Raw genomic sequence first — 23,824 nt, 5'->3', positions numbered from 1 at the left:
CTTTATTGCAACCTGAGATTGAGACCGTATCCGAAATTAATTGATATTGAAGTCAGGTGTAGTACACATGATTGCACACTAATGTTGTAAATAAATATTTATAGTTCTATGTGTGTTTAAATTGTTGGTTATGAGTTGGTTGAATTTGTGTGCAGGGTGCTCTATATATAATGCTGTTGATGCCCCATTATTAAAATTGTTTACAACCAGATATCATTAAACTATTTATTGATAAATTTAAGAACCTAAATTATTCACCCAGTCAAAGCACGGTAGAGTTTTCCCCAAACTTATTACTCCGCTCATGATATCCGAAGGCTAAGACGCTAATTTTATTAGATATGTCTAGTCATATAGAAAAAGAACAAGACAGTAATGTTCGGTTAAATACGAATATTACTAAAAGTGAACGGCAATCCTCTAGCCAAGGATTTAGTTCAGCATCGGTAGCGCAACAAGCGGCCAACAGTAGTAGCTACGTTACTCAATTGCAAGCCATGCAGCAAATGGCCAATAGTAGCCCATACGTAACTCAGCTGCATGCTATGCAGCAAAAAGCTAATAACAGCCCTGCTGTTCAGCAAGGAGCTCAGCAGCAAGCTATGGCTGACCAGCACACTAGCAGCCAGCATCCAATACAGAAAAAAGAGAATAAAACTGGCCTGCCCGATAACCTGAAATCAGGCATAGAAAACCTATCTGGCTATGCTATGGATGATGTTAAAGTGCACCGCAATTCCGATAAACCAGCACAAATGCAGGCTCATGCTTACGCTCAGGGCACAGACATTCATTTAGCTCCTGGACAAGAAAAACACTTACCCCATGAGGCATGGCATGTGGTACAGCAAAAGCAGGGACGAGTAAAGCCCACCATGCAAATGAAAGGCAAAGTAAATATTAATGATGATGCCGGGTTAGAGAAAGAAGCGGATGTGATGGGGAGTAAGGCTATTCAGGTGAATGGCAACGTAAATAAAAACAGAACAGTAGCTAATACGTCTTTTCAGAATGAAACTAAAACCATGCAACGGAAAGTTGCCATTGCAACACAGGATGTAAATGAAGACAAAGATTGGGTTATTCTATCAAATCTACATTATGCGAAAAATAAGCTAGTTGGTGGTGGCATTACAGATTTAGGTCCAAATGCTGATTTTAGTGATATGAAGACTGATGAAAATCTTGCCATTGTTGGACATGGCTCTGCTGGTAATATTGAAGGGTTTGATGCCTTCGCCATTATTAGGGCTCTTGTTGCTCCAGGAAAGGCACTGCCCAAAAGCACGAACAGAATTATTCTATTATCTTGTTCTGCAGCAAAACCAACCGAACCTACAAATATTAAGTCCTCATTAGTTGGAACATTATCGAATAAGTTAAACCGTGAATACGGATATAAAATAAAAGTCGAAGGCAAGCCCAGCTTTGCACAAAATCATATATCCACTGGAATGAACTCAACTAAGCCTTCGCAAGAAGCTAACCATATGGCCATTGAAAAACCACTTATTAAAAAACATAAACTCTGTATTACGAAAAAACCCAGTAGATTAAATGATGAACGGAAGTTGTGGTTTATTAAAAATTTTGAAAATATAACTAGTGAAAATATTAATAAAAATGAAGAAATTTTATGCAGGCTTCTTGTAAAGAAGAATGCATTAAAGTTGGCTACAGAAATAATTAGTGAAGAAGGTTTAGATCCAAAAAAAATGACATTGGAACAACGTGCTGAATATATATCTAATAGAACCGCTGATTTATATATTGAATTAGAGAAAAAATCTAAACAAAAAGGAACATTGTTTAATAAAGGTCGAGGTAAAGGCAGTGGTACAGCTATTGGTTATTTTGGGAATCCAAGCACCCATTAGTAGACTAAGTGGTTGTAATTAATAGAAGCAAACGCAGTAAAGTTTCTCCGAACCATTTACTTTACTCATGAAACTGGAGGAGGAAATTGGAATGTTCATCCTCCAGTTTCATGTTACGAAACATGAAATCTGACCGAACCATTTCTCGTCATACCTACAAAGATTTACAGTATTAACTCACTACAACCTCCTCAACTTTCTGATCTTGATATTATCAATGACCATAACCAAACTTCGTAAGCTCGAATTTCTTGATTTAAGCTTTAGCAGGCTAGATATCACTAACGTACATTCAAAACCTGAATATTTTCCTACACCTTAAGTATTTAATAGTAATAGCAAAGCAATTAGAATGAAGGCTAAATACAACGATATATCACATAAAACCCCAATGTAAAAGAGGTGTATAATGAAGTTGAATAATATTAAATAATTACTACAAGCTTAAGCAGCACCACGAAGAAGTGGACATTATACGTATAATATCCGGATAATATACCGCTAATTAAATCATTCACTTACAGTAAAATATGGTTTAATTAATTTAAAATGTATAATGCTGCGATATAAATTAATGTTTTTACTTAACTTAATCTTATTTTAGGTGTATAAGGGCCATAAATATTCCCTTATACGGATGTTGTGTACAATTAGAAAATGACATTTGAGAAATTAACATATAGCGGAACAGAATGTAATAACTACCTGTATTTTTCATTTGATTCGGATTATTTCGACACAGATGTGATTACAGCCGAATTGGAAATTGAACCGACTTCAATTAAGATAAAAAAGGATACAGTTCCAAAATCAACTTCTTGGAGTTATATAATTGATGCTGGACAAGAGATTGATTTGGAAACTCCACTTGACAAACTCGTAACTCTTTTTGAGTCTAAAATTGAAGAAATCAACAGATTAAAAAAAGAACTTGGATTGACAACTAGACTACAATTTGTAATAGACATAGATATTAATCCAGAAGCTTCTACCCCATATTTCGGACTGAATAAGAGGACAATTAACTTCTTGAGTAAAACTGAGACTGAAGTAGACTTTGACGTTTATAAAGCTGACACAATTGGAGTGTTGAATGATGAATAATTAAAGAGAAATGAAATTAAAAAGTTTATGTGTATTGATATTGACTTTAGTCATACTAAACTCTTGTGATTATCGAACACCAAGTAAGAACAGATTTGAAAAGATTACCAAAATCGAATTGTCAGACTCTATAAATGTAACTGAAGATAGGTTTGAAAGTGCTGGTCCTGATTATGGATTGTTTTATAAATTCGATTTATACGAAAATGACTGTCTAGGCTTTAAATCAAAGATGGAAGAATCTGAAGGATGGATAAATAAAGATGGTGTATGGACTTTTTACAAAACAGTTGATGGTATCATTTACAACATTACCTTTTCTGAAAAAGAATGTGAGGTTTCATATAATGAGGACTTAATATAAAACTGTACACAACACGGTATATAGCAAATAGGGCTTTCCGTGATTTACGAAAGTTCAGTGCAATTTACCCATACCGCCAAATCGTTGATTTGGCTTTTAAGAATGAATAAATTAAAAACAAAATAAACGATTTGGCTCTGTGCTAGTTTGAAAGTTCATGGCTTTCTATTGCCCTAATTGCCATATGCAAACCGTTGGCAACAAGCTGAAAAATGAACCGAATAATAATCATACTACTTTTCATTTCGAATATTTCAATCGGACAAACCCTTGATAGAATAAATGAGAATTTCGATTTAGAAGTTGATTACCAATCTGAAAATGTCTTGAAAAAGTACGAGTCATTTGATTATGACTTTTCTAATATTTGGTCAGTTACAGAAAACCAAAATATTTACGGAATAATTGGTACGGAACATCAAAGAATTTCAATCAAATTAATTTCAATCTTTAGAATTTCAAACGGACCATTTCTATATAATGTTTATGGCAAATCCAAAGTCAAAGACAATATTTGCGAATTTTATGGAAATATTGTTATTAAAGAAATTAGAGAAGTAAAGGAATTACATTTCGGAGTGGATGACGAATATGCCGACAAAGGAATCAAAAATCAGGGAATTTTAGTCGCGGATTACGAATTCTACGAAAGTAAAGGGCAAAACCACAGCGGAATTTTTAAAGGTACACTCTATTCGAAATGGTATTTGAATTCCAAAAACCAAATGGTATATGATGACATCGAATTCATTTCAGATGGGTATATGAATAATGCTTTCGTAGGAGTTTGGAAAAGCTATTCAACTGAAAAAGAAAAAGATTGTAATTGGGCTGATTACAGAGTTCCAATTGCTAACAGAGACTTTGATATTGGAGCTGGAGAATTTAGCGTATCTGAAAAATATTGGATTAAAGGTTGGTTAGAAATTGCATTAAAAAACAAATCACCAAACCTTGCGATTAAACAGAGCGAAAAAGCTGAAAATCAAAAAGAATGGTGGGAATAAAAAGCCAATTGCCAACAATGTATAACCGCAATTACGGCAGATTCGACTACGTCCGAATCTACTCAGAATTGCTAACGTCAGTGCTTAACCGAAAATTATTAACTTTAAATCCGTAACTGACGGTTATACGAGACCGTTATGTGGAATTTTTACACTTGCCATTTATACCAAAATTTGGTACTTTTGATGAATGAGCAAGAACACATCTATTTCACTCGGGAACTACTTCGACAACTTTGTAAAACATAGCATTTCAGAAGGTCGATTCAAGAATGCTAGCGAAGTTGTTCGAGCTGGATTAAGACTCTTAGAAGAAGAAGAGAACAAGGTTCTTTCACTAAAAAAGGCCATTCAAGACGGAATCAATAGTGGAATTGCAGAAGATTTTGACCCTTCAACACATTTGCAACAACTGAAGGCATCAAGAACTAATGAGTAAATATCGGTTAACTAACCTTGCAGTTCAGGATCTATCAGACATTTGGAACTACACATATGATCGATGGTCTGAACGGCAAGCCGATTACTACTATGAACAACTCACGAGTACATTTGAATCCATTGCAACCAACCAACAACAAGGACGAAATTACGAGGGAATAAGGAGTGATTTATTTGGCATTAAGGTGAATCTACATATTGTATTTTATCGCATAATTTTGAATGAACTTGTTGAGATAACTAGAATTCTACATGAACGAATGGATTTGAGGAATCGAATGAAATAAATCCACATAACAATGTGTATGAAATGCATGTGCAACGTGCTGCTAGCAAGCTTCTCTCCTTGCCTTCTCCGCTCATCTGCTGCCGTGATACTTTTTAAGGTTTTGGTCAGTTCTGTTCGCGGGAGTTTTCATCTTTCTCAACGCAGCATTCCATTAGAACCGTTGTGAGCTTCAGCAGATTTCACTACTTTACCTCTCAAGAGCTCATGTCAAGCACACGCATCATACATGGGCGTTATGTGTAATTCCCCCTATACCAAAACCATTGATTTCTTAAGCTAACCAGATTGAATGTATTGATAATTTACTTAAATTGATTTCAGTGGTGGATTTTAAGATTTCAAATACCCCGTTCAGAATATTTATAAGCCAAAAGCACATCTCCTTAGGTTCTTATATTATTAAATAAATGGAAGAGTCGTCAATCCTCATGCAGCGGGTATTGACGTAGGAAGTCGCAGCCACCACTGGGTGGCAGTAGGGCAATAAGCGCAAATGATATTCGCGAATTTGATGTTTTTAATGAAATCTCTATGTTATTTCAGCGTGGCTTCAAGGAAATCAAATCACAAGTATAGCTATGGAGAGTACAGGTGCTTACTGTAGGCATCGGTCCAACCTTCTTCACATGGCCGCTTCCACATCCAAAAAAATGCAGAAGTATTTACGATTGCTGAATTTGAGATTGGCTCTCAATAATAAAATCAGCGGAGGGAAGTTATTGTCTAGTAAAGTCCCTAAAGGTAGCCACCATCTAAAAATAGTTTTATGCAATGCCGCCAATACCATCGGCAATCAAAAAGACTCAACACCCCTCAAGGACTTTTTCCACAGGATCAATTTCAGAAAAGGCAGAGGCTCAGCAGTGAGTGCCACGGCAAGAAAGCTGGCTGTGATCACTTGGAATATGGCTGTAAAAGAGCCATCTTATGAAGACCTAGAAGGTTATTTGTACCTGTCTCAGAAAAGAAAATTGGGTTTAGTAAAGCGGATTAGAAAACAAATTGATAAATTCAGTTGACTAATGAGGAGTTGGGGTGGTAAATGTCTAAAAATCAATGTGGTGTGTAAACGTTAGTCAGGATAAAGAAGAAAAATGAGTCAAAAAATAGGCATTTTGTACTCTACGGTGGATGGCCAAACGTTAAAAATTTGCCAGCGGATTAGCGGGCATTTGCAGGCCTACGGTTATACGTGTGAACTGGAGGAGTTAGGCTCCTTTGACCAGCAAGTTACTGATTATGACTTCCTCATTATTGGAGCCAGCATCAGATATGGAAAACATAATAAAAAGGTGTTAAACTTCATTAAAAAACACCAGGAGCCTCTTTCTAATATTAAAACGGCCTTCTTTTCTGTCAATTTAGTAGCACGCAAAGAAGATAAAAACACCTGCTGCACCAACCCCTATGTGGTGAAATTCTTCAAGCAAATCAATTGGCATCCTGATATTTGTGATGTTTTTGCCGGACTACTTGACTACGACTCCTATTCTCCACTAGATCGCTTTATGATCAGGCTAATTATGAAAATGACTGATGGCCCCACCCATACTGATGGACCTATGGAATTTACAAACTGGCAACGGGTTGATGAGTTTTATAAAAAGGTCAGCCTCATGCTTGAGCAAGAAGCTGAACTCGTTTAAACTAACTACTTTTTCTTCATTAAATATTCTACCGTCATATACTTTTTGCTGTCCTGAGCTGCTAAGTCTTGCGGGGTTTTCCCATTGTTATTTTGCAGCATAGGATCTGCTCCGGCCTTCACCAAAAGCTTTACCTTCCGATATACCTCTTTGGCCTTATTATCATCAAAGTTTACATTATAGCTACAAACCTTATGCAAGCTGCTATTCCCTTCATGATCAACCACATTTGGATCAAAATCTACGTATTCCAAAAACAGCTCTAAGTACTCTGCCTTTTTATTCAGTATTAAGTCTAATGGCGTCTGCTCCTTCTGATAATTGCCTTTATTAATTTGGTAAGGCTCAAAACCTATTTCCAGAAACTTAGTGAAAAAAGTCTCGTCTGTACTGCTAAGCATGTCAGAAGTGCTATTCAAAAAGCGAAAAACAACGCTTTGCTGCTCATTATCCTGCTTTTCTAAGTCCAGAGTTACTCCGTGATTTTCCAGTATTTCAAATTGCTCTTCATGGAAATGTTCTAAAGTCAACTCCAACGCATTCTTACCTTTCACTTCTGCAAAAGGGTCCGCTCCATTCTCTAACAGTGCGATAAAGGTTGCTTTAGAATAACTATTATTATTAGCTAGCTGACGCAGAAGGGGTGTCTGCTCCCAATTATTTGCTGCATCAATATCTACGCCTTCACTCACTAAATATTCGATGTAATCCGCTGCAAGCTGCGCATCTTTTAAAGCAATCTTATGCAAGTAATTCTCGCCCTTATCATCAATGAACTGGATATCGCACCCCGCCTCACTCATACACTTGAGTACTTCTACCGGAACGTTTTGACTGATAGCAAAACTAAATAAATTCGTTCCCCGGATAGGCTCATCTATATTTTCAACTTTTTGAAACAGTGCTTTTAGCTCCTGTAATGAATCAGTGGGGTCATTCCATTTGAAATAGGATATAACCTGACCCAGTATTGAAGTATCCAGATTATTATATTCGTATACATCCAGCTCAATAAGCCCTTTATCTGCCAAAGCATTGAGCAAAGCAAGACCAGCAGCATGCTGGTGCATATTCTGGAAAAAATATGTTTGTTCCAGCGCTGCTTTTATGTCCTTTTTTACACTTCCCTCTACCAACTCAGCAGCAAGAGCATAATCTTTATTGTTAATAGCTTCTACTAGCGTCATATTAAAATCGTTTTATGAGGGGTTATTTATAATATCTGTATCTAATTCTTTCAGTGCCTTCACTATGTATTCTGTCAGTATAGCCGAGGCACTTTTACAATTTTTTAGCAGCTCGCAGCCACTACACTGTTCATAGACTTGCTTATAGAGGTCATTCACATTAGCAGATAGTGTCACGGAGCTTTTATGAGAGGCAAAATTAGTAGCTAAAAGCATCATGATAATTTCCTTATAATCACGGTTATTATCATCTTTACCTCCTAGCAGTTTATCTTTGCCGCCATGCATTATTTGCTCAAAGTCTTTCATCATACTTTGCCCATCTTGCTCCTTCTGTAAAAAAAGTCGTAGCTGCTTCAGGTTCGCCTCCTTCTCCTGGCTGCATTGTATGGCAGCTACTGCCTGCCGCTCTATTTCTTCTGGTGGCACCATAGCAAAAAGCATAGGCGCATACCGGGCAGCATCTGATGCTTTCCAATATCCTTTCTTCAGGTCATTCGCTATTACTTCCGTAAGAGAAGCCTTCTTTCTATCCATCTTACCCCTCCATTTTTTTAGCAAGAAGCATTTCTGTAATCTCGTTATAACCTTTGATGTTGCTATAATCCATGGCGGTTTGCTCTGCTTTATTCACCAAAGTATAATCAGCGTCTAATGACAACAGATGTTTTACCACATCCTTTTTACCCGCAGCGGCAGCATAATGTAATGCTGAATTTCCTGCCTGGTCTACCAAATCAATATCAGCACCTGCATCAGACAGGAGCTTAACCATGCTCAGGTGTCCTTTCTTGGCAGCCACGTGTAACAGACTCTCACCATCACAGGCCATCTGACTATAATCTTCTATGGCACTGTCAAAACTATTGGTGATCCATTTGAGGTAATTTTCCAGCACGAAGTTCCCATGATGATTTTTAGTAGTATTTACATCAACCCCAAAATCTAAAAAGGCCTTAACCAAATCTTTTTGATTGTTTGAGCAAGCCAGCCAGACAGGAGAAAGTCCCTCATTAGATTCTATAAAAGGATCTGCTCCTTGTTCCAGGTAGTATTTTACCAGCATGTTATTTCGCTTGAGGCAAGCCCAGAAAAGCGGTGTATAACCAGAGTCATTTGTCTCATTTAAGTCAGCTCCATTGTCTAACAGCAGGGTAATAATAGGCTTGTTCAGCGTGCTGGTAGCCACTAACAGCGGGCTATTGCCATCTTCATCAGTAAGAGAAAGGTCAGCACCATTTTCTAATAATGATTGTACTATGTCTCTTTTCCTTTTGGCTATAGCCAATAATAAAGGGGTTTCAGAATGACTATTGGCCACATTTACATCTACTCCCGCATCTAGCAATAACTGAAGCAGTTCCTTTTGACCGGATGTAGCCACCAAATGATAAAGTGTGTTTTCTTCCTTATCCTTAATATCAGGACGGGCACCTTCTTCCAAAAGAAACTGAGCCACGTGCTTCTGCCTGCCTTCAATAGCATAATAAAGCGGTGTTATTCCTTTATGATCTTCATAATCTTTATCCGCCCCCTGATTAATGAGATTTTTGATGATATCAAGGTATCCGTTGCCAGCAGCAAAGTGCATAGCCGTTCTGCCTTGCTCATCAGTATAATTTACCTCTATCTCTTCATCCTTCTCCAGCAGCATCTCTGCTATCCTGCGATTACCATTAGCACAGGCTTCTATAAATGATTTTGACATTCTTTATTCTTTTAGGTCTGCCACATGCTGGCAGTAATTATCGTTTTATAATTTTGACTTGAAGATTCTATAACGAAGAAATATTGTACTCGTTTAACTATCAGCAAGTAAAGTTTTTAAATATTCAACAATTTCATCACTTTCTTTATTCGCTTCAGCTATTTCTATAGCCAGTTTCACATCTGCTCCAGCCTTTATAATAGACCTGGCTTTTTTATCTTCTACAGGATCTATAGTTTTCTCCTTTCTGGTAAAACCTACTTCTCTACGGCTTACAAAACTCATCATCTTCACATAGTAAAGTAGCAACGGATCTATTTCATTATGATGGTTAATATCAGCTCCATGATCTGTCATGCTCTTCACTGCTTTCTCAAAAACAACTAATGGAAAATCCACTTCCAGCAACTGATGCAAAATAGTACGATGCTGACCATCGGTCTTATTGATTTGGAGATCTGGATTGCTGAAGAGTGTATTAGCGAAATACTGATCCCTAATAAGCTGAGCATAATAGAGCGGTAAAAAGCCCTCGCTACAGGTAGTGTTGATATCAGCATTTAACCTCAGTAGCGTATCAAAAATCTCTCTATCACCATAATCAATAGCATATACCAGGGCTGAACCACCGTAATCTGCCACATGATTAATATTGGCACCTGCCTCTACAAGCTCCAGTATGATCTTGCTTTTAACACTACCATGGCGGTGTGGCATATCATAACTATTTCTACCTAAAATAGTTCTATGCAAAACAGAACTGCCATTAGCATCAGTAGCGTTTACATCAGCTCCGCGAGTGATCAACTCATGCGCCACGCTGCCCGCCCCCACTTCAGCAGCTGCCATAAGTGGTGTCATCTGAAATTTATCTTTGACTTCGAAATTAATACCTGCATCCAGCAATTTCTGAGCTACCTGCAAGCGCAATGTAGCGAATACATTAGGCACACTGGTAATAGCATGATGCAACGCCTGTGACTGATTTGCTCCTCCTTTGGCTTCTATGTCGGCCCCCAGCGTAATCAGGCTTTGCGTGGTATGTGGCAAGCCATAGGCGGCTGCAGCCAACAAAAGCGTATATTCTGACTTATCTTTTTGCTCAAGATCAAAGGCCTCTTTTGAGAAGGCATAGCCCATCAATTCCCCCAGGGTTTCATCTCTCACATCATAACGAGTGATTAGCGACATCAATGGGCTTTCCTGTAATTCTCCTATTGGCACACTCCATGAAGCACCATATTCATATAACAGATCATATACCTCTAGTGGCAAAACATCTATAGGTCTTGCTTCTATAAAAATGCTTCTCTCTTTGAGCTGACCTTCAGTAACTTCTTTTGATTTAGCCGTAGCCTGCGGATCAGCACCCTGTTCTAATAAATAACTTAAAATGGTATGATACCTCTCATTGTTCCTTACCTTTCTATTCTTTTTTACATATTCTAAAAGCAAAGTACTGGAATACTGAGCTTTATCTTCAGTAAACAAATAAGCTCGATTGATATCACTAAGCTTTCTGATTAGCTTTTTGATCAATTCTATGGGGTAATAATTATTATCAAGAATATCAAGTATAGCAGGCTCCACCTCATTATCTACTGATATTTCAGGGTAGTTATCCAGAATATAATCCAGCAGCTGAGGTGTAAATTTCTTTAATCCCAGGTTGAGGATGTTAGCATCTGCACTTTGCGCACCTTTTTTGTAATAATCCTTTTTAACATAAGCAGGGTTCAGTGCTATAAGCTCTTTAATGAAATGGTCTCTGGAAACATTTTCAATTGCATAGAAAATAATGTCTTCATCAGTGATTTTTATGGCAGGATCTTCCAAAATCACATCTAACAATCGTAACTCCTTCTCTATCATAAAACGCCCGACAGCGCTCACTTCCTGCCTTTCTGGTTTATGATCTTTCTCTGATTTATTTTCTTTCCCTGTATTTGAGATATAAACAGTTTTGTTGTTTACATCCAAACCATGTTTTAGCAAAAGCTTAAGTACTTCCCGTCTTTTTAAAGCAGAATTAAGGTTAGCATGTTCTTTGAAGAAGTAGTTAGCCACGCCTTCATCATTAGCATCTATGAAGTTAACATCAGCACCATTTTTCAAAAACAGCTCTATTAAACCCAAATGGTAATTACTGAGCGCATAAAAAAGTGCACTATAGCCGTTATATTCTATCAGCGCTCCATTTTCCAGAAGAAAAGAAATAACATCAAGTGGCTCTTCAGGATGAATGTTTTTAGTCATGGCATAAAGGGGATTATGCCTTTCATCAGAACAAAGGTTAATATCTGCCTTCTTTTCTATGCAGGCTTGCAATAACGCTAACCTTTCATCGGACTTTATTCTTCTGTTTAGCGTAATGCCTTCTACCGCATACTTATCAGAGAGGTCATTATTATCATCTATATAAGCCTTCAAATACGTATATGAAAGTAGTGACAGGTATTCAGAAATATCACTTTTCTCACTCGATAAAAACTCAGCCAACTTCTCCATCTGCTTATGAGATAAAAGTGAAGTTACTTCATGTAAATGTGATTGAAACTTAACACCGCAGCTTATCAAATTCAACACAAAAGAGCTGAGCTTGTATTCTATAGCTAACTCCAAAATGGTTTTATCTTCAATGGGCTGGTTGAGGTCAATGTTGTAAAGCTCCACGGCCTTTTTCAATACTCTTCCTTTTTTATTCGGACCCAATGGAGCCAAAAGCAGTCGCTCCACAAACTTGATATTACTCCCCTCACTAAGCGGGCAATTCACATCCATGAGCAAAAGAATGACCTCTTCATCACTATTTTCTACTATGGCCGTTTCTAAAGGAGACATGCCCTCATAAATACTGAGCTCTGCGCCTTTATCCAGAAGGATCTCCACCAATTCTTTAGAAGCTCGGGCCTGAATGGCCTTCTGAATTACAGGAGCACCTTTATCTCCCAAGGGCACTATGTAGCCGTGGTTAATAAAAGTCTGCAACACCTCCGCATTTCCACTTTCGATCAGGGTATTAAAAGCAGAGCTCATAGGTGTTTTACGAGCCTCTTCAAAATCGCTGCCTAAAGAGAAAAGATATTCTAACACATCAGTTTTGGCATATAAGGTAGCATAGAAAAAGGGCTTGTGATTATTCTCATCAGCCTTTTGAAAGTTGGAGGCATCAAGCAAAGACTTGATGCGCTCCAGGGTGCCACCCTTTATCACTTGTTCCAGGCTTTCTGGGTGGTCTTCAAAAAACTTTTGGGTAGCCTGAAAAACAGGCTCTTCTTTCTTCTCTCCTCCAAAAAGTTTATCTAAAAATGACATGTTATCAGATATTTGATTTTAGATATTCTATTGCTTCAGGAGCTATTCCCTCAATTTTTTCCACATAATATAAAGCGGCCTTTGTGTTTATTCCGGCTTCGATCAGCGCATCCGCCACCTCTTTGTAGCCAGCCAGCACTGCCAGAGCTAAGGCATTGGCTCCATCTTCTAACTGATGCTCCAGGTCTGCTCCATTTTCAATAAGGAGTTTTAACATATAAACCCTTTTCTGAGGATCTACATCCACGTTAGAGTAAGCAGTCCAGAAGAGTGGTGTAAACCCTTTAATATCTGGCTGATTGATATCACCAAATAAAGGTTTGATCACTTCAAATGCTGATGGATTAACGTAATAAGCAGCTACGTTCAGTAAGTTCAGTCCATCTCGCCCTTCACTTAGCGGAATACCCTGCTCCAGAAAATACTTAAGCATATTCACACCTTCCTCTTCATTCATGCGCATCACCGCTGAGAAGTGGATAGATTCATTATTAGCATCTATCACATCCAGTTGTATTTGCTTCTGACTCAGAAGTGTGTTTATGAAGAAACTATCACCATAAGCCACTGCCAGCATGATAGGGGTACGCCCGGCCATATCTGGTTGGTTAATATCAATTTCCAGCTGCATAAGGGTATTAAAGAATTCCTTTTGCTGGTTTACAATAGTTAATGATAATGGTGGTAACTGTTGCTCTGAGCCCAGATTCAGGTCAGCACCTCCGTCTTTCAGAACAGCCAATATTTTAGACCTGGTAAGCTCCGGGTTTTCAGAATCTTCATAAGTTTCTGTTCCTAATATGGCTCTGTGTACTGCTGTTTCTCCGGCTTCGTTCATAACATTAGGGTTAGCTCCATTTTTCAGCAAGCAAATTACTGATTCAAAACAGCCGTAGTTAGCCGCACTCATAAGTGGAGTGAACTGCTCAGAGTCAAACTGCTCTATGTCTGCTCCACAGTCTATTAATGCCTGAACGGTGTTAGCACGATCTGTTTTGCTATTAGAACTATAATTGGAAATAGCCTTATGCAAAGCAGGTGAGTTATCAAAACCACCAATAGCATGTACATCAGCTCCTTTTTCTGCCAACCATTTGATAGTTTTAGGTCTACACTGCATGGCTGCACCTAGTAGTATGGTGGTGCCATAATTATTTCTATAGGCGAGATCTACTCCACTGGCCTCCCAAAAGAAATCCAGGTACTGTACCATTAAGTCATCAGGCATGCCTGTGTAGCGGTTAACAATACTTTGAATTTGTGATTCATTTTGATTGTTTACTGGCTTATTAGGGTCTTCTCCATGCTTAATAAGCATGCTCAGCACCTTAGTTTCATATTTTTTAGAGTTAATAGCTCCAATGATTATTCCTTCTTCATCCAGGTGAGTAGGCCTTACTACCAGACGTTTGTTGGGCTCGCTCAGGTCTATTCCTTTCTCTATCATGAGCTCACCTAACTCTACTCTTATATCTTCATCATAATCCTGATTACCTCTGAGCAGTATATCTATGATGTTTTTAGAATGAGCTCCATCAACATCATCATCATAAATACTGTAGTATAACCTGTTAATATCAGGATCTAAAGAGATCAGCTTCTTCACAAAATCAAGGCTATAGCCACTGCGCAGGGCAATCATAGGTAAAGCATTGGTTTCTTGGTGGGCTATGATACCCTCATAGTTATCTAAAATATATTCAGCGAGTTGATTTTTATCATGGTTGATAGCCAGTGGCAATAGGCCGGTATCAAAATAGGCATCTCTAACCTTGCAATAGAGATAATTGGTAAATACTACCTGCGGATTTTTATCAATTATCTTTTTGGCCAAATCGATATCCAGGTCTTTCTTAACGCTCATCCTCATAATAACATCATTGATTTCTACATCGAAATTATCAATCAGATAGTGGCCCATTGCTGAATATTCCAGATCAACAACCGCCTCAAAAAATGAGGTGTCATTAGTTGTAGCATCTTTATAATGAGAAATAGGCTGATGAATATCTACATTGTGTTTTACCAGTAGCTTAAGCATATCCAACCTTTCTTGCTCATTAGAATATTCTTCATCTCCTGATATAATTACCGCATTTAGCACCGTATTATCATAGTAGTTTACATAGTTAATATCAGCTCCGTGAGACAGTAAAAGCTCTACTAAATGAGCATCATTATTCATTGCAGCAAACATCAGTGCACTAAACCCTGCATCTTCTATTTTGGCACCATGTTTTAACAGAAACTTTACATAATGATCATTTTTGCCAATGTTATAGCTTCTTATAAACAGACAAAGCGCATTGGTAGGGTTATTCTCACTGCTGAGCTCATTAATGTCAGCTCCTTTTTGCAGAGCCAGTTCCGTTACTTCAGCTTTTTCTTTATCATTAATTACAGAGTTTAGCACAATAGCCGGAATAACCCCTTGACCAGCCATACTACCCTGGCTTTGGATATAATCTTTAAACGTATTTTTATCTAAAATCTGAAGGAAATACTCTGGCTTGTTTACCTCTGGGTATTGCATGATATACGGTGCCAGCTCCTTCACTTTTTTAGCTCCTAAAAATTGCTGCAGATTCCCTGCTATGCCATTTACAGAAGCACCTAATTTTATCACTTCAGCCAGTAGGTCGAAATCTCTTTTATTGAATAACTTAGTACTTACAGGCAGTTCTTTACTTTCTTCATTAAGATTACAGTCATACTCCTCTATAAGCATTTTTAAGACCTGCACCTTTGTTTTCAGATCCATCTCCTCTGATTCAATTACCTGATGGATCATCGGCTTACCGCCTTCACGTTCTTTAGTACCTGCTATGCGAGCTACGTTTTGGAAAGTATCAAAATCACTCCCCACTTGCACTGCCATTTCAAAAGGAGGCACACCATATTGTGTTTCAGTAGAAGCACCGCGATTATGCATATAGTTGATTAACTCGGTAGAAGCATTACATTTCACTAGGTAAGAAATAATGGAGTCGGAATCGATGGACTCTTCTAATGTAGCACCATTATCCATTAAAAATTGACATACGTTGAAGCTATCATACTTCAAAGCATGCATAATCGGAGTCATAAATTCATCATCTTCCTTATTGATGTCTTCTATGGCCATCAGCTCCTCTACCTTTTTATGATTATCCTTCTTTATGGCCTCTAGTAAAGCTTCCTCTAAAGGTTTGCTTTTGTTTAAAAATGAATTAAAAAATGACATGGTATTTTCTGTTATTAAAGTCTGTATTTATTGATGAGCGAATTTTTCTTAAGCCTTGGTTTCTTTTCCCTGAGGCTGTACATTTAAGTCGCTTTGGTTTTGTTTTTTGGAGGCAAGAGTGATCAATGCGCCCACCACTACTAGCGAGATCATGATGATCCAGGCTGTGGTTTCTCCCCAGGCGTAGATCCAGCGGACTCTGCGAGGCACAAGATCAAGGAAGTTGAGTACTATGGCTGCTAAGCCGAATATTAGAAATGAAGAACCTATTCTTTTCATGTTTTGAATTTGTTTTAAAAATGCCTTTGAAAATATTTTTTTCTGGCGTTAACAATTCAAAACTATGATGCCGCTTGATAACTGCGAAAATCAATTGATAAGTGTCAATGATCAGTTGATATTCGAATAAAAAGCGCCTGATCTGATTCTGGAAGAAGACGATAGAGAAGGTTAATTTCGATCTAATAAACTAATGATATCGGCCCGTTTACGAGTAGAAATGGCTACTAAATCATCATTAGTCATTTTTAAAAATTTGCCTTTGTACAAGCTTTTAACGTGCTTTAAATTTACCAGGTGCGATTGGTGGCACCTCACAAAATCTTCACTGAGCATTTCCTGATAGTGCCTCAGGTTTTTAGATGCGATAATTCGTGACTCTGCAGTAATAAAAACAGTATAAGCAGCATCTGCTTCGAGCCGAATTATGTCTTGCAGTTTAAGAATATACTGCTGCTCAGTAGTTTTTACTACTATTTGAGCTTCCTTTTTGGCCAAATTATCTTTTAGCACTTCTAATAATTCCTGTCGCTGTTTTTCATTTTCTATTGATGATTGAGCCTTTTTTATGGCCTCATCTAGCTCTAGTGGATCTAGCGGCTTAAGTAAATAATCAGTGGCGCTATATTTAAAAGCATTAATAGCGTACTGATCATAAGCCGTAGTGAAAATAATTTTAAAAGAAATATCTTTCATCTGCTCCAAAATATCCAATCCGGAACCATCTTCTAACCTTACATCTAAAAAAACTAAATCTACTTCCTGCGTACTTAAAAGCTGCAATGCCTCAGAGACATAACCCGTTTCTCCTACTATCTCAACATCGCTATTAAGCAAAGAAAGCAACTTCTTAAGGCTGTTTCTGGCATTAATTTCATCTTCTACTATTACTACTTTTATCATCTTCTGAGGTGAAATTTTACGGTGGTACCTGCTTCCGAACTATTTATACTTACTGATCGTTCATCTCCTTTCCCGATTAGCTGAAGCCTTTTCAAAAACACATCTATAGAATGCGTTTTCCCGTCATTTTCTTTGGGAGTGAAGCCTATGCCGTTATCAATAATCTCAAAACAAATCCGCTCTTCTTCTCCCTTAATATTAATGATTATATGGCCTTTTTCTTTCTTACTTTTAAAACCATGCTCTATGGCATTTTCAGCGAATGGCTGCAATAACATAGGTGGTATTTCAGTATCCTCCACATCCAAATCCTCTACATTAATTTCATAATCAAACCGATCTTTAAAACGGATCATCTGGGTGCTGAAATAGTTTTTCAGTAGCTCTATCTCATCAGCAAGGGTAATATATTTCTTATTTATAAATTCGAAATTTTGGCGGATTAGCTTAGCGAAGCGTGATAAATAAGTAGCTGATTCGATGGGTTTATTATCTAGCAAGGAGTTTTGAATAGCTGAAAGCGCATTAAAAATAAAGTGAGGATTCATTTGCGAGCGCAAAACACTTTGCTCCAGCACCATTTTCTCTTTTTCTACCTGTAGCTTTTTGTTCTTGACTGACTGTATCCAGAATAGAACTAAAAGCAATATAAGGCCAATGGCCACTATAAAAATAATCTTTTCTCTGTGGTTCACTTCTAGTGCCAGACTTAGTTCTTTCTCCTTAGCGGCCAATTTGTACTGATTTTCGGCTAACTCTAGCTTCTCCTGCAAATCACGTTTGTTTTGCAGCTGCATGTAGTGATCTCTCAAGTCCGCATACTCTATAGACTGTTCAAAATCCTTCTGCCTGAGTGCTATATTGAGCAAAATATTATAGATATCTCGTTGGTTAGCCAAGTCTTCATTTTGCGCTGAAATGGCCAGTGCCTGTTCATAATATCTCTGTGCATTTTCTAGGTCATTATTATGCAGGTATAATTCACCCAGATTTTTAAGCGGATTCGGATTAAGCGTACCCAAATCATTATTGATTTTTATCGCCTTCAAAAAATAATCAATGGCTACATCCAAATCACTCAACTGTTCAGAAAGCAACCCCAGGTTATTGTACGATTTGGCTATGGCATTTTTATCGTTTAGCAGTAGGTTGAGATCTAAAGACTTCAGATTATACTCAACGGCCGCAGGGAAATTACCGATATTTCTGTAAATCACGGCCAGATTATTATAAGTAGCAGAAAGGCCTACAGAGTCTTGCAGCTCTTTTTGAATGGCAATGGCCTTTTCAGTATACTCAATAGATCTATTAAAATCCTGGTATTGAAAATAAGTATGCGCCAGTGCCGAGTAAGTATTGGCTTCATCTGTTTGGTTGTGCAACTCTTGCGAATAACTTAGTGCTTTAAGCAAGTGATCTACAGCATCCTCTTTGTTAGAAATATAGGCATTTTCTGAGCCTAGCAGCCAGTGTGTTTTAGTGATGTAAACCTTGTCTTTATGACTTTCAAAAATTTCTAATGCCGACTCTAAACTTTGAATAGACTTGGTAGAATTATGCATTTTGGACCACAATTTACCTTGCTCAAAATACATAAGGCCTTTTTGGATACCATCATACTTTTGCTTTTTTATAACGCTATCAAGAGCTATGATCGATTGCTGTGGAGTATCTGCCAAAAGGGATTTCACCAGTGCTACATCGGCTTCAGATACCTGATCTTGCGCAGAGCAACCTGCCAGTATAATAATAAGCATAGCAATTATATGTACCGAAGAAAAAGTGACACCTTTGATGAACATGCCTGATGATATAGTGTAAATGATACTTAACGTGACTACAAACATAGGAATATTCTTATTCACCCAGCTTCTCATTTACCTATACTAATAATGAAAATAATCCTGCAAAATGACTGTGCATCTATTAATGATTGAGTGGGATACGCTTCTATTTTATTTTGAGCAAAGGGAAATTCGCCTAAGAAATTTGTTCTAAATTGCCCCGGAGAAACTATTGTTACTTTTATATTAAAAAGAGCCACTTCCAGTGCCAAAGCTTCTGGAAAAACCTATTAAAGCAGGTTTAACAGAGTTGTAACTGCCTGCGCATGTATCTGCTAAATAACCTGTAGTTCTATGTGTATTTAAGTCATTGATTATGAGTTGGTTGAATTAATATGCGGAGTGCTCTATATATAATGCTTTTCATGCTCCATTCTTAAAATTGCATACAACTAGATATAATTAAAATATTTGTTGATAAATTTAAGAACCTAAATTATTCACCCAGTCAAAGCACGGTAGAGTTTTCCCCAAACTTATTACTCCGCTCATGATACCCGAAGGCTAAGACGCTAATTTTATTAGATATGTCTAGTCATATAGAAAAAGAACAAAACAGTAATGTTCGGTTAAATACGAATATTACTAAAAGTGAACAGCAATCCTCTAGTCAAAGATCTAGTTCAGCATCGGTAGCGCAACAAGCGGCCAACAGTAGTAGCTACGTTACTCAGTTGCAAGCCATGCAGCAAATGGCCAATAGTAGCCCATACGTAACTCAGCTGAATGCTATGCAGCAAAAAGCTAATAACAGCCCCGCTGTTCAGCAAGGAGCTCAGCAGCAAGCTATGGCTGACAAGTACACTAGCAGCCAGCATCCAATACAGAAAAAAGAGAATAATACTGGCTTGCCCGACAATCTGAAATCTGGCATAGAAAACCTATCTGGCTATGCTATGGATGATGTTAAAGTGCACCGCAATTCCGATAAACCAGCACAAATGCAAGCTCATGCTTACGCTCAGGGCACAGACATTCATTTAGCTCCTGGACAAGAAAAGCACTTACCCCATGAGGCATGGCATGTGGTACAACAAAAGCAAGGAAGGGTAAAACCTACTATGCAAATGAAAGACAAAGTAAATATTAATGATGATGCCGGGTTAGAGAAAGAAGCGGATGTGATGGGCGCGCGGGCAATTCAACCGGGAATAAAAGTTAATCCTGATCAACTTAATAAGATCGATATTACAAATCAATCCTCAGTTCTACAAGGACATGTATTTGGAAATTCTAAAATATACAGGGATCAAGGTAATTTGAAAAATGCTCTTTGTAAGGATTTAGAAGAATACATAGAAAAAACTAGTCTGCCTGTGATAGCAGAAAAATTATCTATTCACTTATTAGATAAGGGAAAGACTAAAGATCAAGCATATGATTATAGTGGAGATGAAGAGTCTATAAATTTAAGGGATATAGAAGCAATAGTCAAACAAGTTTATGAAGAACAAAACAACAATAAACTTAAAAAACATCATTATGAACATGTTTTAGAAGGAATTGAAAAACACTATCATAAAGTCTATTCTAATGAGCAAAATGATGAAAAAGAAGTTTTAGAAGAAATAGAGGGAAATGGTGAAATAAATCAATCATCCATCAATAAGATGTTAGCATTAATTGACAAACCACAATCGAAGGATGATGCCAGAAACATAGCTGCGAGAGTTGAAAAAGAGGCTGCTATGAGCAGAAAAAATGCACAATCAACAGGTGATGAGAACCAAGTGCAAACTAGTAACCGAGCAATAGTTAAGTGGATAGGAGACCCTGGCACTTTTAACTCCAATAAAGTTAGAGAAGCAAAAAAACGTGAAAATATTCCACCCTACTATATTAAGCTATTGGATGAAGTTAAGTATATGATCGACTTGCATAATCAACAAACAGCGAAGAACGATAAGATCGTGTATAGAATTCAAAAATATAAAATTAATGAGCATGTACCCTACACAAACCTTAACGTCCAAAAAGAAGAAAATTCAATAAAAACAGGAGACTACATAACTAACCGGGGTTTCTGGTCTACAAGCCAACACCGCAGATTTGTGCTAGGCGAAGTGGATGATGACGTTGTCGCATTTGACAAAGATCGAACAGATTATGAGGATAAACCAATGTCCGTTGTAAAAATGGTAATTCACACCAAAAAAGGTATGCCTATAGGTGGAGTTTATAAAGAAGAAGCATATAAACATTCAAATCATTACATCGATCAAAGGCCTAAAGAGACATTTTCTCAATATGAAGGCAGCTCAGAAAGGGTGGAGAAAATAAAGCTTCAATTAGAAAATATTAAAAATGCTATACAAATGCAAACAGATAAGCCTAAGAATCTATTTGGCTTTGGAAGACAAGGTAGAATAAAGAAGTTGAATTTTCAATTAGAAAAATTATCTGACAAATTAAAAAAGGAGGAAAAAACTAAAGAAATTTGTGAGAGAAAAGTAAATGGAACTCTAAACGCCCCAGGACAGGCAGAAATCCTATTAGACACCCATAGTTACTTTAAAGTATTACAAATCCAGGAAGGTGATAAGGGAAAAAAATATGCAGACTATAAGGTAGTTCTTCAGCAAGTAGATGAAGGAGAAGTGAAAGATAAAGAAGTTAAAGACAGTTTTACAGGAAAAGTTTTTTAAGTAAGGCTAGTTTACAAATAGATACTTTTGTCGCAATATTCTTAATGTCAAATTGTATTTTAAAACTGGTGCCCTAGCACTATTTTAAAAGATAGATTTCAAAATTATTACGATGCTAGTAGCTAACCATTATTAATAAATTTAAGAACCTAAATTATTCACACAGTCAAAGCACGGTAGAGTTTTCCCCAAACTAATTACTCCGCTCATGATACCCGAAGGCTAAGACGCTAATTTTATTAGATATGTCTAGTCATATAGAAAAAGAACAAGACAGTAATGTTCGGTTAAATACTAATATTACTAAAAATGAACGGCAATCCTCTAGCCAAGGATTTAGTTCAGCATCGGTAGCGCAACAAGCGGCCAACAGTAGTAGCTACGTTACTCAATTGCAAGCCATGCAGCAAATGGCCAATAGTAGCCCATACGTAACTCAGCTGCATGCTATGCAGCAAAAAGCTAATAACAGCCCCGCTGTTCAGCAAGGAGCTCAGCAGCAAGCTATGGCTGACAAGCACACTAGCAGCCAGCATCCAATACAGAAAAAAGAGAATAATACTGGCTTGCCCGACAACCTGAAATCTGGCATAGAAAACCTATCTGGCTATGCTATGGATGATGTTAAAGTGCACCGCAATTCCGATAAACCAGCACAAATGCAGGCTCATGCTTACGCTCAGGGCACAGACATTCATTTAGCTCCTGGACAAGAAAAGCACTTACCCCATGAGGCCTGGCATGTGGTACAACAAAAGCAAGGAAGGGTAAAACCTACTATGCAAATGAAAGGCAAAGTAAATATTAATGATGATGCCGGGTTAGAGAAAGAAGCGGATGTGATGGGGAGTAAGGCTATTCAGCTGAATGACAACGTAAATAAAAACAGAACAGTAGCTAATACCTCTTTTCAGAACAAATCTAAAACCGTACAACGGAAAATTGACATTGAGCAAGTAAATAAGATCATTGATAAATATAATAAACGAGAAGGCAACAATTCAATTTTAGGTCTCATTAATTCAATAGATGACTTAAATGAAGCAATAAAGCATCTTCCTCCTGATCTGAAGGAAAAAATTGAAATTGCTAACAATGATTTTGATGAGACAGGTAAGAGAACTTTTTTTAGAGATCGATCTGGAAATGAGGTTAAAGCGTCTGATGACACAGACCCTACAAATCTTGACGTAAATGACGCAACACAACGCCCAAAACAAATAATGAATGCCTTAAATGTGGGAGGAGCTCATGCTTCTGATCCACATTTTAAAATTTTTGACTTACTAACGGAGAGAATTGAAAACAATCTTGGAGCTAACACATTAGTTCAATTTTGGAAGGGAGCTCATATTGTTTTCAATGACCAAGGCGAGGTATATGATCTATTAAAAGAAGATGGAGCGCCAATTGCAGCTAAAAAAGCAGATGGTGTGATGAAAACAAAAACAGAGTTTGTGGGAAAAACATCTGCCAATTTTGGAGGAATACCAATAATTGGATCGGACCCGATGGAACAAAGGAGAGGAAGCATGATGGAACGTAGACCTGGCCCTTTCCAAGAAACAAGTCACTATCCGAATACAGAAGGAGGCAAACCTCAATATGGAATTGATTTACCAGAGGCTCTAGGCGGACACCTTCTATTTGGTCTTACTCCTAACAACGAAACATTTGTTCAAACTGAAGGTGCTGGTTTCCAAAATTTCAATCAAGGTTTCATACAGCACATCAAAGGATTTTTAACTGTAAAAGGTTTCGCAAAAATGCCTGTCCCATCTTTAAAATTTACTCCAGGTAGTGGTGTACCTTATTTACAAACCAATTGGGTTGGTTCACCAAAAGGTACACAAACGGGAATAGCTGGATACAGTAAACATAGCGAAGCTGAAGGAGTTGAAATTAGAGAGCTCGAAAATATGGATTTCAATGAATGGCTTGCTTCACTTAATTTTGAATAATTACAGGCTTATGTAACACCACAAAGAAGTG

At 37.6% G+C, this 23,824-nt stretch carries 18 protein-coding genes; 10 read left to right on the top strand and 8 right to left on the bottom strand.

The features are described from left to right. The first annotated feature begins 341 nt into the window (after positions 1 to 341). The 8 genes from ACXACQ_RS20820 (at position 342) to hemG (ending at position 6,728) form a co-directional block, all read left to right on the top strand. Entirely contained in the window at positions 342 to 1,877 is a 1,536-nt protein-coding gene (locus ACXACQ_RS20820; RefSeq protein WP_474977927.1) for an eCIS core domain-containing protein, read from the top strand. 657 nt (positions 1,878 to 2,534) lie between these two features. After that, the gene (locus ACXACQ_RS20815; RefSeq protein ID WP_474977926.1) at positions 2,535 to 2,981 is read left to right on the top strand and encodes a DUF4279 domain-containing protein; all 447 of its coding nucleotides are present in this window, start codon (positions 2,535 to 2,537) and stop codon (positions 2,979 to 2,981) included. Between the two features lie 118 nt (positions 2,982 to 3,099). After that, a complete protein-coding gene (locus ACXACQ_RS20810; protein ID WP_474977925.1) occupies positions 3,100 to 3,345 on the top strand; it encodes a hypothetical protein in 246 nt (81 codons plus the stop codon). Between the two features lie 212 nt (positions 3,346 to 3,557). Continuing rightward, positions 3,558 to 4,352 (top strand): hypothetical protein, encoded by a 795-nt coding sequence (locus ACXACQ_RS20805; RefSeq protein ID WP_474977924.1) that lies wholly within the window; start codon positions 3,558 to 3,560, stop codon positions 4,350 to 4,352. A gap of 190 nt (positions 4,353 to 4,542) precedes the next feature. Further along, on the top strand, positions 4,543 to 4,791 hold the full coding sequence (locus ACXACQ_RS20800; protein ID WP_474977923.1) for a type II toxin-antitoxin system ParD family antitoxin: 249 nt from the start codon (positions 4,543 to 4,545) through the stop codon (positions 4,789 to 4,791). Further along, a complete protein-coding gene (locus tag ACXACQ_RS20795) occupies positions 4,784 to 5,080 on the top strand; it encodes a type II toxin-antitoxin system RelE/ParE family toxin (RefSeq protein WP_474977922.1) in 297 nt (98 codons plus the stop codon). Before ACXACQ_RS20800 ends, ACXACQ_RS20795 begins: the two co-directional genes overlap by 8 nt. Positions 5,081 to 5,732: 652 nt before the next feature. After that, a complete protein-coding gene (locus tag ACXACQ_RS20790) occupies positions 5,733 to 6,101 on the top strand; it encodes a hypothetical protein (RefSeq protein ID WP_474977921.1) in 369 nt (122 codons plus the stop codon). A 75-nt stretch (positions 6,102 to 6,176) separates the two neighbouring features. Further along, positions 6,177 to 6,728, top strand: coding sequence for a menaquinone-dependent protoporphyrinogen IX dehydrogenase (hemG, locus tag ACXACQ_RS20785; protein WP_474977920.1), 552 nt, complete (start codon positions 6,177 to 6,179; stop codon positions 6,726 to 6,728). Between the two features lie 5 nt (positions 6,729 to 6,733). Here the strand turns inward: hemG and ACXACQ_RS20780 are convergent, their stop codons facing one another. The 8 genes from ACXACQ_RS20780 to ACXACQ_RS20745 form a co-directional block, all read right to left on the bottom strand. After that, positions 6,734 to 7,915, bottom strand: a complete 1,182-nt coding sequence (locus tag ACXACQ_RS20780) for a hypothetical protein (RefSeq protein ID WP_474977919.1) — start codon at positions 7,913 to 7,915, stop codon at positions 6,734 to 6,736. Positions 7,916 to 7,927: 12 nt separating this feature from the next. Further along, complete coding sequence (locus tag ACXACQ_RS20775; protein ID WP_474977918.1) at positions 7,928 to 8,452, bottom strand: hypothetical protein; 525 nt, start codon at positions 8,450 to 8,452, stop codon at positions 7,928 to 7,930. A gap of 1 nt (position 8,453) precedes the next feature. Continuing rightward, positions 8,454 to 9,623, bottom strand: a complete 1,170-nt coding sequence (locus tag ACXACQ_RS20770; protein WP_474977917.1) for an ankyrin repeat domain-containing protein — start codon at positions 9,621 to 9,623, stop codon at positions 8,454 to 8,456. Positions 9,624 to 9,716: 93 nt separating this feature from the next. Beyond that, positions 9,717 to 12,938 carry an ankyrin repeat domain-containing protein gene (locus tag ACXACQ_RS20765; RefSeq protein WP_474977916.1) on the bottom strand — a complete coding sequence of 1,074 codons (3,222 nt, stop codon included), beginning with the start codon at positions 12,936 to 12,938 and terminating at the stop codon, positions 9,717 to 9,719. Positions 12,939 to 12,942: 4 nt separating this feature from the next. Next, on the bottom strand, positions 12,943 to 16,161 hold the full coding sequence (locus ACXACQ_RS20760; RefSeq protein ID WP_474977915.1) for an ankyrin repeat domain-containing protein: 3,219 nt from the start codon (positions 16,159 to 16,161) through the stop codon (positions 12,943 to 12,945). A gap of 48 nt (positions 16,162 to 16,209) precedes the next feature. Further along, positions 16,210 to 16,440 (bottom strand): hypothetical protein, encoded by a 231-nt coding sequence (locus ACXACQ_RS20755; RefSeq protein ID WP_474977914.1) that lies wholly within the window; start codon positions 16,438 to 16,440, stop codon positions 16,210 to 16,212. A gap of 171 nt (positions 16,441 to 16,611) precedes the next feature. After that, a complete protein-coding gene (locus ACXACQ_RS20750) occupies positions 16,612 to 17,343 on the bottom strand; it encodes a LytR/AlgR family response regulator transcription factor (RefSeq protein ID WP_474977913.1) in 732 nt (243 codons plus the stop codon). After that, positions 17,340 to 19,208: a tetratricopeptide repeat-containing sensor histidine kinase gene (locus tag ACXACQ_RS20745; RefSeq protein ID WP_474977912.1), complete on the bottom strand. Its 1,869-nt coding sequence runs from the start codon at positions 19,206 to 19,208 to the stop codon at positions 17,340 to 17,342. The genes ACXACQ_RS20750 and ACXACQ_RS20745 overlap by 4 nt, the downstream gene beginning before the upstream one ends. Before the next feature lie 506 nt (positions 19,209 to 19,714). Between ACXACQ_RS20745 and ACXACQ_RS20740 the strand changes: the two genes are divergently transcribed. Beyond that, positions 19,715 to 21,832, top strand: coding sequence for an eCIS core domain-containing protein (locus ACXACQ_RS20740; protein WP_474977911.1), 2,118 nt, complete (start codon positions 19,715 to 19,717; stop codon positions 21,830 to 21,832). 245 nt (positions 21,833 to 22,077) lie between these two features. After that, on the top strand, positions 22,078 to 23,793 hold the full coding sequence (locus tag ACXACQ_RS20735; RefSeq protein WP_474977910.1) for an eCIS core domain-containing protein: 1,716 nt from the start codon (positions 22,078 to 22,080) through the stop codon (positions 23,791 to 23,793). The last annotated feature ends 31 nt before the right edge of the window (positions 23,794 to 23,824 follow it).

The organism is Fulvivirga sp. AWR4_260, assembly GCF_056158185.1.
This window is presented reverse-complemented; position numbering and strand designations above follow the sequence as displayed.

Coding starts and splice junctions, on each gene's coding strand:
- ACXACQ_RS20820 (WP_474977927.1), top strand. CDS start 342: ATGTCTAGTCATATAGAAAAAGAACAAGACAGTAATGTTCGGTTAAAT.
- ACXACQ_RS20815 (WP_474977926.1), top strand. CDS start 2,535: ATGACATTTGAGAAATTAACATATAGCGGAACAGAATGTAATAACTAC.
- ACXACQ_RS20805 (WP_474977924.1), top strand. CDS start 3,558: ATGAACCGAATAATAATCATACTACTTTTCATTTCGAATATTTCAATC.
- ACXACQ_RS20800 (WP_474977923.1), top strand. CDS start 4,543: ATGAGCAAGAACACATCTATTTCACTCGGGAACTACTTCGACAACTTT.
- ACXACQ_RS20795 (WP_474977922.1), top strand. CDS start 4,784: ATGAGTAAATATCGGTTAACTAACCTTGCAGTTCAGGATCTATCAGAC.
- ACXACQ_RS20790 (WP_474977921.1), top strand. CDS start 5,733: ATGCAGAAGTATTTACGATTGCTGAATTTGAGATTGGCTCTCAATAAT.
- hemG (WP_474977920.1), top strand. CDS start 6,177: ATGAGTCAAAAAATAGGCATTTTGTACTCTACGGTGGATGGCCAAACG.
- ACXACQ_RS20780 (WP_474977919.1), bottom strand. CDS start 7,915: ATGACGCTAGTAGAAGCTATTAACAATAAAGATTATGCTCTTGCTGCT.
- ACXACQ_RS20775 (WP_474977918.1), bottom strand. CDS start 8,452: ATGGATAGAAAGAAGGCTTCTCTTACGGAAGTAATAGCGAATGACCTG.
- ACXACQ_RS20770 (WP_474977917.1), bottom strand. CDS start 9,623: ATGTCAAAATCATTTATAGAAGCCTGTGCTAATGGTAATCGCAGGATA.
- ACXACQ_RS20765 (WP_474977916.1), bottom strand. CDS start 12,938: ATGTCATTTTTAGATAAACTTTTTGGAGGAGAGAAGAAAGAAGAGCCT.
- ACXACQ_RS20760 (WP_474977915.1), bottom strand. CDS start 16,161: ATGTCATTTTTTAATTCATTTTTAAACAAAAGCAAACCTTTAGAGGAA.
- ACXACQ_RS20755 (WP_474977914.1), bottom strand. CDS start 16,440: ATGAAAAGAATAGGTTCTTCATTTCTAATATTCGGCTTAGCAGCCATA.
- ACXACQ_RS20750 (WP_474977913.1), bottom strand. CDS start 17,343: ATGATAAAAGTAGTAATAGTAGAAGATGAAATTAATGCCAGAAACAGC.
- ACXACQ_RS20740 (WP_474977911.1), top strand. CDS start 19,715: ATGTCTAGTCATATAGAAAAAGAACAAAACAGTAATGTTCGGTTAAAT.
- ACXACQ_RS20735 (WP_474977910.1), top strand. CDS start 22,078: ATGTCTAGTCATATAGAAAAAGAACAAGACAGTAATGTTCGGTTAAAT.